A 15,763-nucleotide genomic window follows, 5' to 3' on the forward strand; every position below is an offset into this window, starting at 1 on the left:
ACGGATGGTGACTGGCATTCTTCGTGTTTTTTCGTACTTACCTGACTGAAACAATTGACTTCCGTTTATAGAACAACGAACCAATGATAAAGGCAATTCCGCCCCATAGGAGCATGATTCCAAATCCATACCAGAAGGGGGATGAAAGAATCGAAGTATGATAGACCATACTGTCTCTTAGACCATCAGCAAAATAGGTGAGCGGGAGGATGTTTGATATAGGCTGCAGCCATTCTGGCATGGTTTCAACCGGAAAGAAAATGCCGCTGACAAACATCATGAGGAAGCTGACAATGTTTGCTACACCCATATAGGCCTCATTTGTATTGCTAAAAGAAGAAATAAGATAGCCAATTCCATTGAAGGAAAGGGCTCCGATTAAGAAGACCAGGAGTAAGCTGGGAAAATTAATAAACAAATTGGCTCCAAATACGAAAACGCCAATTAACGATAGAAGGATGATTTGAATGGTGCTGAATAACAGGCGCATCACCATATCGCTAAGGCCAAAGATCCCCATTTTTGCAGGGGTCATCCGCAGCCTTTTGATTAACCCTTTTCTGCGCATATCCACTAAGTCCACCATTCCGAATAAGCCGCCTTGGGCAATCGATAAAGCAATCATCCCCGTTAAGAGAAAATCCGTATACTTTAATTCCGAACTGCCTGAAGAAATGGTTTCAAATTGCTGCTTAAAGATTGGGGCTGCACCCACTGCTTGCAAGTTTGCCTGCTGAATGAATTGATCCAGGACACCCGAAACGACCTGGGTGGATACACTTTGTTCATTTTCTTTGTTGACAATCAGTTTAATCGAGGTAGCGTTTGCTGATTCCGGCAAAATGATGGCAGCATCGACTTTCTTCTCTTTTACCAACACTTTTGCCTTTTTTTCGCTAGAAGGTTCATTTTTACTAACTTCAAGAATCGGAATTTGCTGTAATTGCTTAGCCATCATAGTCGACGTTTCATTTGGAGATTGATTAACAATGGCAACTTTGGTGCTAAAATCATCATTTGAACCGCCGCCGAATATCGTCATAAAGATAACCATTAAGATTACCGGAAAAAAAATCCCCCAAAACCACGCTTGTTTTTCTCGGAGTGTTAATTTTAATTGAGCAAGGAACATTTGCTTGAATTGCTTGAGGTTATTCATCTTAATCCCTCCACTCTTTGCCGGTATAAGCGATGAAGACATCTTCTAGACTCATTTCACGAATCGAAACTTGCTCGACTTGATAGTCCTTGTCTTTTGTGAATTTAAAAAGGTCAAATAGTAAATCCTCGGGTTTTATGGTCCATAGCTTAAGTGCGGTTCCTTCACGTTCTGTCCGGGTCACGGAACCAAGCGCTTTTGCAAAAAGCTCCGCATCATGGGCGGCTTTTTCTCCATCAAGGAAGGATAAACGAACCTCTCTTTCCTTTGTTAAATTTTCTATTAGGGCGGAGGGGGAATTCAGGGTGATGACCAACCCTTGGTCAACGATGCATACCCGGTCACTTAGCTTTTCCGCTTCTTCCATGTAATGAGTGGTGAGAATCGTTGTTTTCCCCAATTTCTTAAGCTCCAGAATAATCTCCCATACATTGCGTCGTGCCTGAGGATCGAGCCCGGTTGTTGGTTCATCCAGAAATACGATATCTGGATCACTAATCATCGCAAGCCCGATCGCAAGCCGCTGCCGTTGGCCGCCAGATAATTTCTTGACTTGATTCTTTCGATGTTCGTTCAGATTGACCAATTTGAGTATTTCTTCCGTTGAACGTGCCTTATCGTAAAAAGTAGCAAATAAATTCAAATTTTCTTCCGGTGTCAATAAATCAAACATGGCACTAGATTGCGGCTGGACGCCAATTTTCTTCTTAATCGTTACTGCATGTCTGTTCCAATTCAATTCACCAAACTGGATTTCACCATGATCCGGTGTAACCAAGCCCTCAATCATCTCAAGTGTGGTCGTTTTCCCTGCCCCATTAGGTCCGATGATGGTAAAAATCTCTCCCTCTTTTACAGAAAAACTAATATCTTTTACAGCATGAATGGAACCGAACGATTTCTTTAAATTCTGGACCTCTAAAATATTCAACTCACATCACCTTTCCTTAGAAACCAGCCACTTTGTCACATAAGTCCCAATTCCCAAAAGTTGCATACCACGTTATACCTATGATGTGAAATAGGAAAGAATTCTTAAATTTTATAGAAAGCTCAAGTGTGAGCAGCGAGAGGGCTTGGGGACGGTTCTGGTGCCTCGTTTTTTATTAAACTATTTATTTCTCTGTCGTCAAAAGCCCGAAATTTTGTTGAAATAAAAAATGGTTTTATAACCCCTTTTTGGGAATAGAAAAATATGTTATTATATATTTAGATAATTAACTAAATAATGAAGAAGGGAATATTATGAATGAGGTTTTTAAGGCTTTGGCCGACCCAACTCGAAGAAAGATACTTGATTTGTTAAAGGATCAGGATTTAACAGCAGGGGATATAGCTGAGCAATTTGATATGAGCAAACCATCGATTAGCAATCATTTAAAAATCCTGAAGTCGGCAGGATTGGTGGTGGATGAGAAAAAAGGGCAGTTTATTATTTACTCCTTAAACTCAACTGTATTGCAGGATGTAATCAAATGGTTATTAGACAAAAAGGGAGATGGGGTTCATGAAAAGAAATAAACTATTTTATATTGCACTAATTATTTCCTTCGTTCCGTTAGTGGTGAATCTTATTGCTTTTCCGCATATGCCAAATAAGATTCCGGTTCATTGGGGGCCAAGTGGGGATCCAGACCGGTATGGTTCAAGAATAGAGCAGCTTACCATGAGTGCACTACCCCTAGTGCTGTTTCTGTTTTTAAATTTTCTGCCGTCCATAGACCCGAAAAGGGACGCTTATAAAAAGCATAACGGCGCATATTCCATCATCAACTTTGTGGTTATCTTATTTCTCGCCATCACGAATTTACTGGGGCTGTTTAGTGGACTGGGATACGATGTGCCTTTTCAAAAAGTGGTACCAGTGCTAATAGGTATTCTCCTCATTGTTCTTGGAAATTTCATGACCCAAATTCGGCATAACTATTTCTTTGGCATTCGCACCCCGTGGACGCTGGCATCTGAATATGTCTGGAAAAAAACACACCGGTTTGGAGGATATGTTTTTGTCATCACAGGTCTAGTACCATTCTCGGCCATCTTTATAGGTCCGATGGGAATGTACATTTTCCTCGGGGCATTACTGGTGGGAATTGCCCTGGTCATGATTTATTCCTATTTGGTGTTCAAAAAGGAAAAACGTAAAGTGTAATTCTCAGAAGCTGAATGCATTATAACAGAAGGGGTATGCAAGTGCGCCATTACCTACTAATTTATATGGCCAAATACTTGTCCGCTATTGAGGTCACAAACTCCTTACCCCTGAGCAAATGAATAGATGATGGTTTGCTCTTATTGGGCGAATGGAATATCTTTGAAAAAATAAGATAATAAATGATAAATTTCATTGACTTTTTTAAAAAGCGTGTGTAAAGTGAATAATAACTTAATAGGAAGACCACTAGGGGAGCCTTTTTTGGCTGAGACAGAAGTAATTCTGGACCCTTTGAACCTGATCTAGTTCATACTAGCGTAGGAAAGTGGAGTCCGTGCATGGGTATATTTACAAATATTCTGCCGCTCCATTTTTGGAGCGGTTTTTCGTTTTTATAAGCAGACAATCGCTCCATTTAAAGTCTTCCCATTATCACTAATAAGGGGGAATTTTAATGAGTTTTTCAGCAGAATTAAGGAAGGAAGCAGGTCCGATCTTCGATGCAATTTTTGAACATCCTTTTGTACGAGGAATTGCGAGTGGTGATTTAAGAAAAGAACAGCTTATTCATTATGTTAAACAGGATTTTGAATATTTGAATTCCTTTATTAGAATCTATGGAATTGCCATTGCAAAATGTGAGAGCCGAGAGGATATGGAGATGTTTAATAAGCAAATATCATTTATATTAAACAGCGAAACCCATCCACATAATAACTTTTGTCAAGTAGCGGGTGTTCCATATGAGGAACTCCAAGGGTTTCCACTCTCACCATCTGCGCTTCATTACATACGTCATATGCTTACCATTGCTCATGAAGGAACATTAGGGGAAATTTTGGCTGTTTTACTGCCATGTCCATGGACATATTGGGAAATTGGAAAGAGATTGTTAAATGAGGTTAATCCCGACCAATCTCATCCATTTTATGAATGGATTCATTTTTATGGTAATCGGACAGATTCAATAACAACCAAATTTTGTGCCCGGATAGATGAATGGGCAATGGAAGCAACAGAAAAAGAAAAAGCAAAGATGAAAGAACATTTCTTAATTAGTTGTCAGCTTGAATATATGTTTTGGGATATGGCCTATAAACTTGAGGAATGGCCAGTACAAATGGAGGCGCTGAAAAGATGAATTGGAAGATGAAGGAGGTAGTGCTTACCGTCATTCTTTCTGTTGCTTGTGGAGTCATTTATTTAGGATGGTCAACTCTTTGGATTCCGATTTCTGCTATAGTGGGACCTATCGGCGCAGGTTTTATGTTTGGGATTTGGGTGATTGCTAGTCCAATAGTCGCGTATATTATTCGTAAACCAGGCGCTGCTTTTATCGCAGAGGTTGCGGCAGCAGCTGTTGAATTATTAACAGGAAGTCATTTTGGTCTTTCGGCATTGTTAGTAGGAGTTTTTCAAGGGATTGGATCCGAAATTGCTTTTGCTATATTTAGATATAAGCGCTACAACCTCATTACGTTAATGCTATCTGGTGCTCTAGCTGCGATTATGGGAATGGTGTATAACGTATTGGCTAATGGTTTTGGATTTTACACCAAAGGAGTATTTTTTACGACGTTAGGAATTCATGTAATAAGCGGAATCATTCTTGGAGGCTTGTTAGCGAAAGTAGTGGTGGATGCACTAGCTAAAACAGGTGTTTTAGAACAATATGAATTGATGAAAGAAAAAAGAAAAAAGGATGACATTCATGGAAATATTTCTGGGATGTAGAAATCTTTCTGTTCGTTTCTATCATCGTTCTGAACAGGTCCTTCGTAATATTACTTTATCCATCAATAAAGGAGAAAAAGTATTAATACTCGGACCAAGCGGGAGTGGGAAATCTACTTTGATTTCCGCTCTTGCAGGTATCATTCCTGAGCATGTTGAGGCGGATTTAAGTGGTGATGTTTACCAGAGGAGAAATGCCGGTGTTATGTTTCAAGAGCCTGACTCTCAATTTTGTATGCTTCGTGTCGATGAAGAAATTGCTTTTAGCCTCGAAAATCGCTCGATTCCTCGAAACGAAATGGACACCATCATTTCAGATTTAATGGAAATAGTAGGATTAGAGGTTGACCGGAGAACACCGATTGAAACACTATCTGGGGGTATGAAACAACGATTGGCATTAGCCTGTTTATTAGCATTAGAACCCGAAGTATTGTTTTTTGATGAACCAACAGCCCAACTAGACCCAGCTGGCAGGATGGAGATATTTGATTTATTGAAACAAATATCACAAAAGACTAACCAAACGATGGTATTTGTCGAACATGTTCTAGACGGCTGCATCGAATGGATGGATCGGGTCATTATGATAAATGAGAGCGGAAGCATTATGGCGGATGGAAAGCCAGAAGAGATTCTGCTTCATTATAACCGTGAAATGGTGGAATCTGGTATTTGGCGCCCTAAACTATTCCCATACAAGTGGATAGATGTTGTGGAAGATGCCTCACATCCTTTATCTATCAAACTGTCAAAAAGGCTTAAAACCGAACCTCTAGTAAGAGTGAATGAGGATACTTTGATTCGTACAGAAAATGTGGATATTGGCTATGGAAAGAAAACGATAGTGAAGGACATTAATATAACCATCCATAAAGGTGAATGGGTTTCCATCGTTGGAGCAAATGGAAGTGGAAAAAGCACTTTCTTAAAAAGTCTGATCCGTTTAGAGCCAATAAAGAATGGGACAATTCATTTTCAAAATACGGAACTTAAAAAATGGGCGGATAGAGAATTATATGAAAAATCAGGTTTTGTTTTTCAAAATCCAGAGCTTCAATTTATTACAGATACAGTATTTGAGGAAATTGCTTTTGGAGGCAGGCAAAGAAATTGGCAAGAGGAGCAGATTCATGCCAAAACCATTCAACTGTTACAGGAGTTTGGGCTGGAGTCTTATCACAATTCTCACCCTTTTACCCTAAGTTTAGGCCAAAAACGGCGGTTAAGTGTTGCCACTATGTTATTGTTTGATCAACCTTTATTATTGCTGGATGAACCAACATTCGGCCAAGATGAAAAAACAGCTAATGAACTTATTAAGCGATTAAAGGAGAGACAGGAACAGGGAACTACCATTGTAATGGTAACTCACGACATGGATTTAGTTGATACTTATTCCAATCAAGTCATTTTATTTAATAAAGGAAGAGTTTCCTATCAAGGGACACCATCCGGGTTATTTTCTAATCAAGATATTTTAAGTGAAACGGAGATTATTTCTCCTCTTCATTACCAGTTGATGCATGCAAGAGGGGAGCGGGTTCTTGTATGAAATCAAACGAATCCTTCCTTTCTTTCTTAAATCCTTCTATTAAACTACTCTCTCATTTGTTAGTTATGTTTCTGTTAATGACCGTAACTAATCCAAAAGTGACTTTTGGTATTTGGGTACTTGCTGTATTGATTGGTATTTTTTTAGGAGGATGGAGAATCACGTACCTTTTAAAAAGACTGCTGCCGTACTTAGGATTTTTTATCCTAGTCTTTTGGATGATGGCGGCTTTTGGAGAAGGTGAAGAAACCATTTGGAAATGGGCCTGGTTCCATGTGACAGTGGAAAGTGCGGATCATGGCTTAACCATTGCTTTAAGGATGCTGGGGTTTGTAACGTATGGATTATTATTTACATCTACCACCGACTTAACGTTGTTTATAATGAGTTTAATTCATCAGTGTAAACTTTCACCTAAATGGGCGTATGGGCTACTCGCAGGGTTTCGATTTATTCCGTTATTTCAATCTGAATTCAACCAAATGAAAATGGCTCATAAAGTAAGAGGTTACAAGCAAAAAAATAGCTCCAAGGCGTTTATAAAGTATGCATTACCCCTGTTTAGTCAAGGGATACGAAAATCTGAACGAATTGCTGTTGCAATGGAAGTACGTGGATTTACGGGTGCAAGGGATAGAACTTACTATCAGACCACTAGAGTAGTAACAACAGACTGGGCCTACTTCCTTTCTTTATTAATTGTTGTAATAGGGATTATCATTTTTATTAAGTGAAAGGTTAGAGAAAAAGGTAAAGTGTAATTCACCGGATTATACAAGAGGAGTAAAACAAGTGCCGGTCACGATCCTTAATTTGTTGATTTTCATCAGCATTGGGGTAGTGACTGGCACTTAAGAGGCATGGGGACGGTTCTCATGTCTCATTTTAAATTTTATCTATTTTTTCCCCCTAGTAAAAGGGGGGAATGACCCTTTTCGGGTACTAAACTCTGGACACAAAGTTATGATGCTGCTCTACATTAGTGGAAATTATGGTAAATTATAATAAAGTATTGTTTGAAGGTTTCTTAATTTGAAAAATCAAATTTATTTATTTTGTTAGGGGCTAGAACAAATGAATCAGAAAATTCTTCCAGCATTATCTAGTATGAAAGAATTCGAGAACTTTTTAAGAAGCCCGTTTGAGGTAGGGGTATTTTTAGAAGTACATATAGCTCAGTTAAAAAACGTTCATATGATGGCAGAGGCGCATAACAAGAAAATGCTTTTTCATGTTGATTTAATTCATGGCTTAAAAAATGATGAGTATGGAACAGAGTTTATTTGCCAGGAATACAAACCTTATGGTCTGATTTCAACAAAATCAAGTGTTATATTAAAGGCTAAACAAAAAGGAGTTCTTGCAGTTCAAAGGATATTTTTAATTGATTCTCACGCTCTTGAAAAAAGTATTAAGTTGCTTAAGAAAACAAAACCCGACTATATAGAGGTGTTGCCGGGAGCCTTGCCAAGCCTAATTAAAGAGGTGAGGCAGCTGATCGACATACCTGTTTTTGCAGGAGGCTTCATAAAAACTTCTGAAGAGGTACAAAACGCACTAGATGCTGGTGCACATGCGGTAACAACTTCTAATAAAGAACTCTGGAAATCCTTTATTTAGCCTTCACAATTTTGTGTAAGGTAGTTTCTATATCTGTTGTTGTGTAAAACTGGAAATAGCAAAGGAAAAAGTTGAATTTCTAAAAATTATAAATAAAGTAATTGACAACGATTTCAATCCTAGCGTATACTTCATGTAAATGTTAATAGTTGTGACGGAGAATAGGAGATTCACGCGGATAATACCTTATTAATGGTATGACCTGCCGAATCTTCTTTTTTTATACTTAAGATAAATATAATAGTAGCTTGATGATAACAGAATGAAGAATACTTGAAATAAATAGGGGGAGGAATTCAGATGGAAACTTATATATTATCCTTAGATCAAGGAACAACAAGTTCAAGAGCCATTCTTTTTAACAAAAAGGGAGAAATTGTTCATGCCGCAAAACAAGAATTTACTCAGTATTTTCCGAATCCTGGATGGGTTGAACACAATGCGAATGAGATTTGGGGATCCGTTCTTGCTGTCATAGCGTCAGTTTTATCAGAAGCAAATGTTAGTCCGGAACAAATTGCAGGAATTGGAATTACGAATCAGCGTGAAACCACTGTTGTATGGGATAAAGAAACAGGAACACCTGTATATCATGCTATCGTCTGGCAGTCGAGGCAAACAAATGAAATTTGTGAAGAACTGAAAGTGGCAGGCCAGGAAAAACTTATTCACGAAAAAACAGGTTTGCTCATCGACCCCTACTTCTCAGGGACTAAAGTAAGGTGGATTCTTGACAATGTTGAAGGTGCAAGAAAAAAAGCGGATGAGGGAAAATTGCTCTTTGGTACGATTGATACATGGCTAATTTGGAAACTATCCGGCGGCAGGGCACATGTAACAGATTATAGTAATGCCTCAAGGACATTGATGTTCAATATTCACGAGCTAAAGTGGGATGAGGAATTGCTGGAAATCTTGGGTGTACCATCTTCAATGCTCCCGCACGTGAGATCATCCTCTGAGATTTATGCACATACAATTGGTTATCATTTCTTTGGGAAAGAAGTGCCAATTGCCGGGGCGGCTGGAGACCAGCAGGCAGCCTTGTTTGGTCAGGCCTGTTTTGAAAAGGGAATGGGGAAGAATACATATGGAACGGGCTGCTTTATGCTGATGAATACCGGTGAAAAAGCAGTGAATTCTGAGCACGGTTTGTTAACAACCATTGCATGGGGATTGAACGGAAAAGTGGAATACGCTCTTGAAGGAAGTATTTTCGTTGCTGGGTCTGCTATACAATGGCTTCGTGACGGAATGAGAATGTTTAAAGATGCCAGCTATAGTGAAGAGTATGCAAAACGGGTCGAATCAACTGAAGGTGTTTATGTGGTTCCAGCCTTTGTTGGACTTGGAACACCTTACTGGGATAGTGAGGTAAGAGGAGCCGTTTTCGGACTCACTCGTGGAACGAGCAAGGAACACTTTATTCGTGCGACCATTGAATCGCTTGCATATCAAACAAAAGATGTTTTATCCGTGATGGAAGAAGACTCAGGTATTATGCTGAAAGCACTTCGTGTGGACGGCGGTGCTGTCATGAATAACTTCCTGTTACAATTCCAAAGTGACTTGTTAAATGTTCCAGTGGAAAGGCCAGTTGTTAATGAAACCACTGCACTTGGAGCAGCATACCTTGCAGGTTTAGCTGTCGGCTACTGGGAAAGTAAGGAAGAGATTGAAGCACAGTGGGCGATTGATCGTTCATTTGAACCAAAAATGTCCGCCGAGAAACGTGATGGTTTATACAGTGGCTGGAAGAAGGCTGTTCATGCCGCAATGGCGTTTAAATAATTTTATGAAAATTTGACATTTACAAAAAGAAATAGATTTTGCTATAATGTAAATAAGTTAATAATTGGTAGGAGAAATGGAGAGACCGCAACACATTGTCTTTTAGAGGCAATGCTGTTTGCGGTCTCTTTTTACGTATAAAGGAGGAAAAGTAAATGTTATCCAACTTAAAAAGAAACGGTATTATTTCTAATTTAACAGAGAAATCATTTGATTTACTTGTTATCGGCGGAGGAATCACAGGCGCAGGAATCGCCTTGGATGCAACCACACGCGGCATCAACACTGCACTGGTTGAAATGCAGGACTTTGCTGCCGGAACATCCAGCCGTTCTACTAAGCTGGTGCATGGTGGATTAAGGTATTTAAAACAGTTAGACTTTAAAGTTGTTGCTGAGGTTGGAAAAGAAAGGGCCATTGTGTATGAAAATGGCCCTCATGTAACCACTCCTGAGTGGATGCTGCTTCCTTTCTTCGAGGGAGGAACGTTTGGCAAATTTATGACCTCCATTGGACTAAGAATTTATGACTTCCTTGCTGGAGTGAAAAAAAGTGAGCGAAGAGTCATGCTCAGTATAGAAGAAACTCTTAAAAAAGAACCATTAGTAAAAAAGGATGGTTTAAAGGGTGGCGGATATTATGTGGAATATCGTACCGATGACGCAAGGTTAACGATTGAAGTGATGAAGGCCGCTATTGATAAAGGAGCAACGGCTTTAAATTATGCAAAGGTTCAAGAGTTTCTCTATGAAAATGGCAAAGTTGCTGGGGTACTGGTGGAAGACCGTTTAACGGGAGAAACATTCAAAGTAAAGGCAAAAAAAGTGATTAATGCGACGGGTCCGTGGGTAGATTCTCTAAGAGAGAAGGATGGTTCCAAAAAAGGAAAAGGACTAATTTTATCAAAAGGCGTCCATATCGTTATTGACCAGTCTCGTTTTCCGTTAAAACAGGCGATATATTTTGATACAAAAAATGATAAAAGAATGATTTTTGCAATTCCTCGTGATGGGAAAGCCTATGTAGGGACGACCGATACCTTTTACTATGATGATCCCGTGTCGCCGCAAATCACTCAAGAGGACGTAGATTATATTATCGATGCCATTAACTTTATGTTCCCCGACGTAAAAGCAAGTCAAAAAGATGTGGAATCAGCTTGGGCAGGTGTTCGTCCGCTCATCCTTGAAGAAGGTAAAGACCCATCAGAGATTTCACGGAAGGATGAAATATGGGAATCTGCATCAGGCTTGATTACAATTGCCGGAGGCAAACTAACGGGATACAGAAAGATGGCTGAAACCATTGTTAACGTTGTTGCCGAAAAATTAAATTCTGAAGAAGGCTGCAAAATAAAGGGATGTCAAACATTAATCCTTCCGATTTCTGGGGGCGACATTGGTGGTTCCAAGAACTTTGCAATGTTTGTTGAGAAAACAGCCCAACAAGGCATGAAATTAGGTTTATCCAAAGAGGATGCCACTCATCTAGCCTCGTTCTATGGATCAAATGCCCCAGTTGTATTTGATTTGTTAAAAGGAAAAAAAGAGGAGTCGAAAAAGTATGGCATTCCAGTAGCTATTTTTGCAAAACTGATTTATGGTATTGAATATGAAATGGTGGCTACCCCTGTTGATTTTTATTTTAGGAGAACAGGGAACCTTTTATTTGATATAGATTCTGTTAGAAAATCGAATAATAATGTTTGTCGATACATGTCAAAGGTGTTCGGATGGTCTAAAACCGAAGAAAAAGGATTTATTGCGGAACTTGAGCGTGCAATAGAGGAAGCAACTGGACAGAATGATGGAAAACAAAATGTTTCTAATTACTAATTGAGGCTTTGGATCGATTCAAGGAGCATATTCGTTTTGCCAGAGATTTTGGATGCAGTGTAGTTGGAACTGAAACGGGAAATGTTTACCTAGATATTGTATATAAATTTTATCATTGAAAATAACTGGGTGAAAACCACAACGGTTGGAGAGGGACTGTTGAATTACGAGCTTGTGTTTAAATTGATAAAACAGAAAAAACCTTTAATAAATATATTACTAGAGGAAACAAAGGAACCTTTTATTAATAGGAGTATCGCCTTTCTAAAAGAAAAATATAAATCAGTATAATTCTCATTTTTAAGATAGAGAGTGACATGGGGAAGGTTCTGCTTCATCATTTTTTTGAAAGACATAAATTGGTGAATGAGAACCGTCCCTGTGTACCTTTTTTTCATAGCATTTTATCAATTTAAAACACAAACCGTAATACCATGATAGCGATGATTCCAGCTAAAACAGTTCCTAATAAACTGCGTGTCACAATGGCAATAATAAAAGTCGGCAACGCGGCGATTAGTTCCAGGTTATCTTGCAAAGGTACCAATTTTCCGTTTGGCATGAGCAATTCCTGCCCCACTAGTGCTGCCATAACGGCAATCGGAACGTAGCTCAACCAGCGCATCGCCCAGTCTGGCAGTTCAACACGACTTAAGACAGCAATCGGAAGCACTCTTGGAATAAAGGTGACAAGGGCAGAGCCAAAAATAATTAAAAAGATCGACCATCTTACTTCCATTTTTCCACCGCCAATCCGATCGTGGAGGCAATGATTGTCGCCACGATTACCCCTGCGCTTCCAGATGCCACCATACTTACCCCGACAACAATTGCAACAGCACTTAGGGCAACAATAATATCTTTCATCCATTTTCTTCGGCTGACCATTGACAGGACAAGAAGGCCGATAAACATGCCCGGTAATGCAAAATCAAGGCCGAATTTTTCCGGATCAGAAATCCACTCTCCGAAAAATGCTCCTGCAAGATTGGCAAGGAACCAATTCAAATAAGCCGTTAAATTGAGGCCGTGCATCCATTTTTCGCTGAGCCATTTCTTACTAGCTGCTTCATTCATGGCGACACCAAATGTTTCATCTGTAAGTAATGAACCGATCAATACATTCCTGAAGGGTGTAAGATGACGGAAATAGGGCGATATCGCCGCGCTCATTAACAGATGGCGGAGGTTAATAAAGAAAATAGTAAAGATAATCGCTAGCGCGGGACTATTAGCCCCAATCATCGCGGCAGCAATAAATTGACCAGAACCTGCATATAAAAGCAAGGAGATCAGACCAATTTCCACAATTGAAAGGCCTGCGGTTTTTTCCACAACACCGGCCGCAAATCCAATGCTTAAGTAACCAAGTACAGTGGGCAGACAATCCCGTACACCAGCAAGGAAGCTGCTTTCTTCCCGCAAAATAGTGTTTTCACTAATGTTCATCATCCTTCACCCCCTGTTATAAATTATTTGTATTAAGATTACTTTACCATCCTGATTGTATGGCTTCAATGATATAATTGTATGCAATACAATTTTTCGAGGAGGTGGGTGTTATATGCCAGTTAATTCATTTGAAGATTATCCTATGTCGTGGAAGCCGGATAAAAAACAGCTGGTGCCTCCATTGTACCGTTCGATTGCCAGTTTGTTAGAATATGATATTCTCAATGGCTTTCTCGCCCCCAATACGAAACTACCTCCGCAGCGAGAATTAGCAGATTATCTTGATATTAACCTCAGCACTGTCACAAGGGCATTTAAAATCTGCGAAGTGAAAGGGTTAATCTATGCCGTTACCGGAAGGGGAACCTTTGTTACTCCCAATATAAAAAATGCTATTTTCATGGCAGACAGTGATGAGAATAAGAATTATGTAGAGATGGGGATCATTAAGCCCCTTGATCACACACACTCATTTGTCGCACAAGCGATTAAAAGCCTTGCCTCGAAAGATTACCTTGAAAGCTTACTAGATTACAGGCACCCATTGGGAATGCCGTATCATCGAATGGCAGCCAAAAAGTGGATGCAGCGTTTTAACATGGATGCGCCCATTGAAAATATTGCGATCACTTCAGGCGGGCAAAATTCGTTTTCGTTGATACTTATGGCCTTGTATCATCCGGGAGATAAAATTGCGGTGGATATCTATACCTATCCAAATTTTATTGAACTGGCCAAAATGTTGAATATCCAATTAATCCCTATCGAGGGGGATGAGTTAGGCATGACTCCGGAAAGACTAGATGCCGTCTGCAGAACAAATCCATTGCAAGGAATTTATTTGAGTCCTTCCTGCAATAATCCAACTGCTGTGACAATGAGTATGGATCGCAGAAAGGAAATAGCTGAAGTCATCAATAAACATAGGCTTATTTTAATAGAGGATGACGTATACTCGTTTCTGGCACCGGATGGCTATTACCCGATTTCCCATTTTGTGCCGGAACGGTTTGTTTATATCCTGAGTATTGCCAAATCACTCAGCTCCGGTATTCGCGTTGCATTTATCGCTTACGCCCATCAGTTTGTTGAAAAAATAACATATGGAATTTTCAATCTTAATGTAAAGACATCTGCCTTAAACGCAGAAATTATCACAGAATTAATTAATACAGGGGCTGCTGATCAGATCATTAAGAAGAAACGGGAAATCTCACAAGAACGGAATCGGGTGTACCAGAAGTACTTCCAAATCCTGCATCCATCCGAAAACCCGATTAGTTTTTTTCGCTGGATTCCATTGCATAAACAGTGGCAGCTAAACCAGTTCGAGCATATGGCGTTAACCCAGGGAATCCATGTTTTCCATTCTCATCGCTTTTTGGTCAAAAAAGATGAATCTCCGCAATTTATTCGTATTTCGCTCACATCTCCTAAAGACTCAGATGAATTGGAAAAAGGGCTTAGCATCCTAAAAAGATTTTTGCTGGATTGAAGCATGGGGACGGTTCTGATGTTTTTTTGATACAAAGACATAAACAATTGATTGGACTTTGAGAACTGTCCCTGTGGAAGTCGTAATAGAAATAATTGTAAGAGAATCTATTCTTTTATAAGTATCATTAAAATATCTACATCCGGAGCTGGATGATCCGCCTCATCTTTATTCGGTAGTAACATCAAACCGGAAATGACAAAGCATGTATCGTGATAAATGAGGACCAAACGCAGTAATATAAATTTAGCTTCAATCGACACGCCATTTCCTCCCCAATTCTTGCTATAATGACTACAGATAAAAGTTGGCAGGGGTGGAAATGATTGTGAAAATTTCTGTGATCATTGTGGATGATAATTCCTTTATTCGAGAAGGCTTGAAAATTATCCTTAATACATATGATGAGTTTGAGGTGCTTGATACGGTGAGTGATGGAAAAGAGGCCGTAGACTATTGCTTAAAGAACAAGGTCGATATTGCCCTGCTGGATGTGCGTATGCCCAATATGAATGGGGTGGAGGCGTCCAAGCTGATTACCGAGCAAACCAGCACGAAGCCGATCATCTTAACCACCTTTGATGATGATGAATACATTCTTGAGGCCATAAAAAATGGTGCCAAAGGTTATTTGTTGAAGAACAATGACCCCGAACAAATTCGTGATGCGATCAAGAGTGTGTATAACGGAAACAGCATTATTCAGGATGTTATTTTAGAAAAAATAAAGTCCAATCTCGAGGAACAAAAAGCTCCAGAGACGCCATTGGACCTCAGCCCGTTCACCGAAAGAGAACGTGAGATTATGTCTCTGATTGCCAAGGGGTATTCCAATAAAGTGATATCCAAGCAATTGTTTATTTCCGAAGGGACGGTGGCCAATTATATAACTTCAATCTTAAACAAGACGGGGCTTGAGCACCGGACCCAGATTGCGATCTACTATCTGAAGGGGAAAGTAGAATAG

General features: G+C 39.6%; 16 protein-coding genes and 1 riboswitch. Of the genes, 11 read left to right on the top strand and 5 right to left on the bottom strand.

Features of this window, described 5'->3' with window-relative positions:
• Nucleotides 1–37: 37 nt before the first annotated feature.
• Both ACZ5AE_RS02865 and ACZ5AE_RS02870 read right to left on the bottom strand, forming a co-directional pair.
• On the bottom strand, nt 38–1,159 hold the full coding sequence (locus tag ACZ5AE_RS02865) for an ABC transporter permease (RefSeq protein ID WP_464569267.1): 1,122 nt from the start codon (nt 1,157–1,159) through the stop codon (nt 38–40).
• 1 nt (nt 1,160) lies between these two features.
• The gene (locus ACZ5AE_RS02870; RefSeq protein WP_464569269.1) at nt 1,161–2,090 is read right to left on the bottom strand and encodes an ABC transporter ATP-binding protein; all 930 of its coding nucleotides are present in this window, start codon (nt 2,088–2,090) and stop codon (nt 1,161–1,163) included.
• Nucleotides 2,091–2,404: 314 nt separating this feature from the next.
• Between ACZ5AE_RS02870 and ACZ5AE_RS02875 the strand changes: the two genes are divergently transcribed.
• The 9 genes from ACZ5AE_RS02875 to ACZ5AE_RS02915 all read left to right on the top strand — a co-directional run bounded on the left by ACZ5AE_RS02875 (nt 2,405) and on the right by ACZ5AE_RS02915 (nt 11,849).
• Entirely contained in the window at nt 2,405–2,680 is a 276-nt protein-coding gene (locus ACZ5AE_RS02875; RefSeq protein ID WP_464569271.1) for an autorepressor SdpR family transcription factor, read from the top strand.
• Entirely contained in the window at nt 2,667–3,311 is a 645-nt protein-coding gene (locus ACZ5AE_RS02880; protein ID WP_464569273.1) for an SdpI family protein, read from the top strand. The genes ACZ5AE_RS02875 and ACZ5AE_RS02880 overlap by 14 nt, the downstream gene beginning before the upstream one ends.
• A 241-nt stretch (nt 3,312–3,552) precedes the next feature.
• A riboswitch (TPP riboswitch) is annotated at nt 3,553–3,655 on the top strand.
• A gap of 113 nt (nt 3,656–3,768) precedes the next feature.
• Complete coding sequence (tenA, locus tag ACZ5AE_RS02885; protein ID WP_464569275.1) at nt 3,769–4,455, top strand: thiaminase II; 687 nt, start codon at nt 3,769–3,771, stop codon at nt 4,453–4,455.
• On the top strand, nt 4,452–5,048 hold the full coding sequence (locus ACZ5AE_RS02890; RefSeq protein WP_464569277.1) for an ECF transporter S component: 597 nt from the start codon (nt 4,452–4,454) through the stop codon (nt 5,046–5,048). Before tenA ends, ACZ5AE_RS02890 begins: the two co-directional genes overlap by 4 nt.
• Nucleotides 5,026–6,603 (top strand): ABC transporter ATP-binding protein, encoded by a 1,578-nt coding sequence (locus ACZ5AE_RS02895; RefSeq protein ID WP_464569279.1) that lies wholly within the window; start codon nt 5,026–5,028, stop codon nt 6,601–6,603. The genes ACZ5AE_RS02890 and ACZ5AE_RS02895 overlap by 23 nt, the downstream gene beginning before the upstream one ends.
• Entirely contained in the window at nt 6,600–7,337 is a 738-nt protein-coding gene (locus ACZ5AE_RS02900; RefSeq protein ID WP_464569281.1) for an energy-coupling factor transporter transmembrane component T family protein, read from the top strand. Before ACZ5AE_RS02895 ends, ACZ5AE_RS02900 begins: the two co-directional genes overlap by 4 nt.
• Before the next feature lie 340 nt (nt 7,338–7,677).
• A complete protein-coding gene (locus tag ACZ5AE_RS02905) occupies nt 7,678–8,223 on the top strand; it encodes a glycerol-3-phosphate responsive antiterminator (protein WP_464569283.1) in 546 nt (181 codons plus the stop codon).
• A gap of 300 nt (nt 8,224–8,523) precedes the next feature.
• On the top strand, nt 8,524–10,014 hold the full coding sequence (glpK, locus tag ACZ5AE_RS02910) for a glycerol kinase GlpK (protein ID WP_464569285.1): 1,491 nt from the start codon (nt 8,524–8,526) through the stop codon (nt 10,012–10,014).
• A gap of 155 nt (nt 10,015–10,169) precedes the next feature.
• Nucleotides 10,170–11,849, top strand: a complete 1,680-nt coding sequence (locus ACZ5AE_RS02915; RefSeq protein ID WP_464569287.1) for a glycerol-3-phosphate dehydrogenase/oxidase — start codon at nt 10,170–10,172, stop codon at nt 11,847–11,849.
• Between the two features lie 412 nt (nt 11,850–12,261).
• Here the strand turns inward: ACZ5AE_RS02915 and ACZ5AE_RS02920 are convergent, their stop codons facing one another.
• Both ACZ5AE_RS02920 and ACZ5AE_RS02925 read right to left on the bottom strand, forming a co-directional pair.
• Entirely contained in the window at nt 12,262–12,588 is a 327-nt protein-coding gene (locus tag ACZ5AE_RS02920) for an AzlD domain-containing protein (protein ID WP_464569289.1), read from the bottom strand.
• On the bottom strand, nt 12,579–13,298 hold the full coding sequence (locus tag ACZ5AE_RS02925) for an AzlC family ABC transporter permease (RefSeq protein ID WP_464573525.1): 720 nt from the start codon (nt 13,296–13,298) through the stop codon (nt 12,579–12,581). The genes ACZ5AE_RS02920 and ACZ5AE_RS02925 overlap by 10 nt, the downstream gene beginning before the upstream one ends.
• 115 nt (nt 13,299–13,413) lie before the next feature.
• Here ACZ5AE_RS02925 and ACZ5AE_RS02930 point away from each other — a divergent pair, with 115 nt between their 5' ends.
• Nucleotides 13,414–14,796 carry an aminotransferase-like domain-containing protein gene (locus ACZ5AE_RS02930; protein ID WP_464569291.1) on the top strand — a complete coding sequence of 461 codons (1,383 nt, stop codon included), beginning with the start codon at nt 13,414–13,416 and terminating at the stop codon, nt 14,794–14,796.
• 107 nt (nt 14,797–14,903) lie between these two features.
• Here ACZ5AE_RS02930 and ACZ5AE_RS02935 read toward each other — a convergent pair whose 3' ends face one another.
• On the bottom strand, nt 14,904–15,059 hold the full coding sequence (locus ACZ5AE_RS02935; protein WP_464569293.1) for a hypothetical protein: 156 nt from the start codon (nt 15,057–15,059) through the stop codon (nt 14,904–14,906).
• A 59-nt stretch (nt 15,060–15,118) separates the two neighbouring features.
• Here ACZ5AE_RS02935 and ACZ5AE_RS02940 point away from each other — a divergent pair, with 59 nt between their 5' ends.
• Nucleotides 15,119–15,763, top strand: coding sequence for a response regulator (locus ACZ5AE_RS02940; protein ID WP_464569295.1), 645 nt, complete (start codon nt 15,119–15,121; stop codon nt 15,761–15,763).

The organism is Neobacillus sp. S1227 (assembly GCF_055385255.1).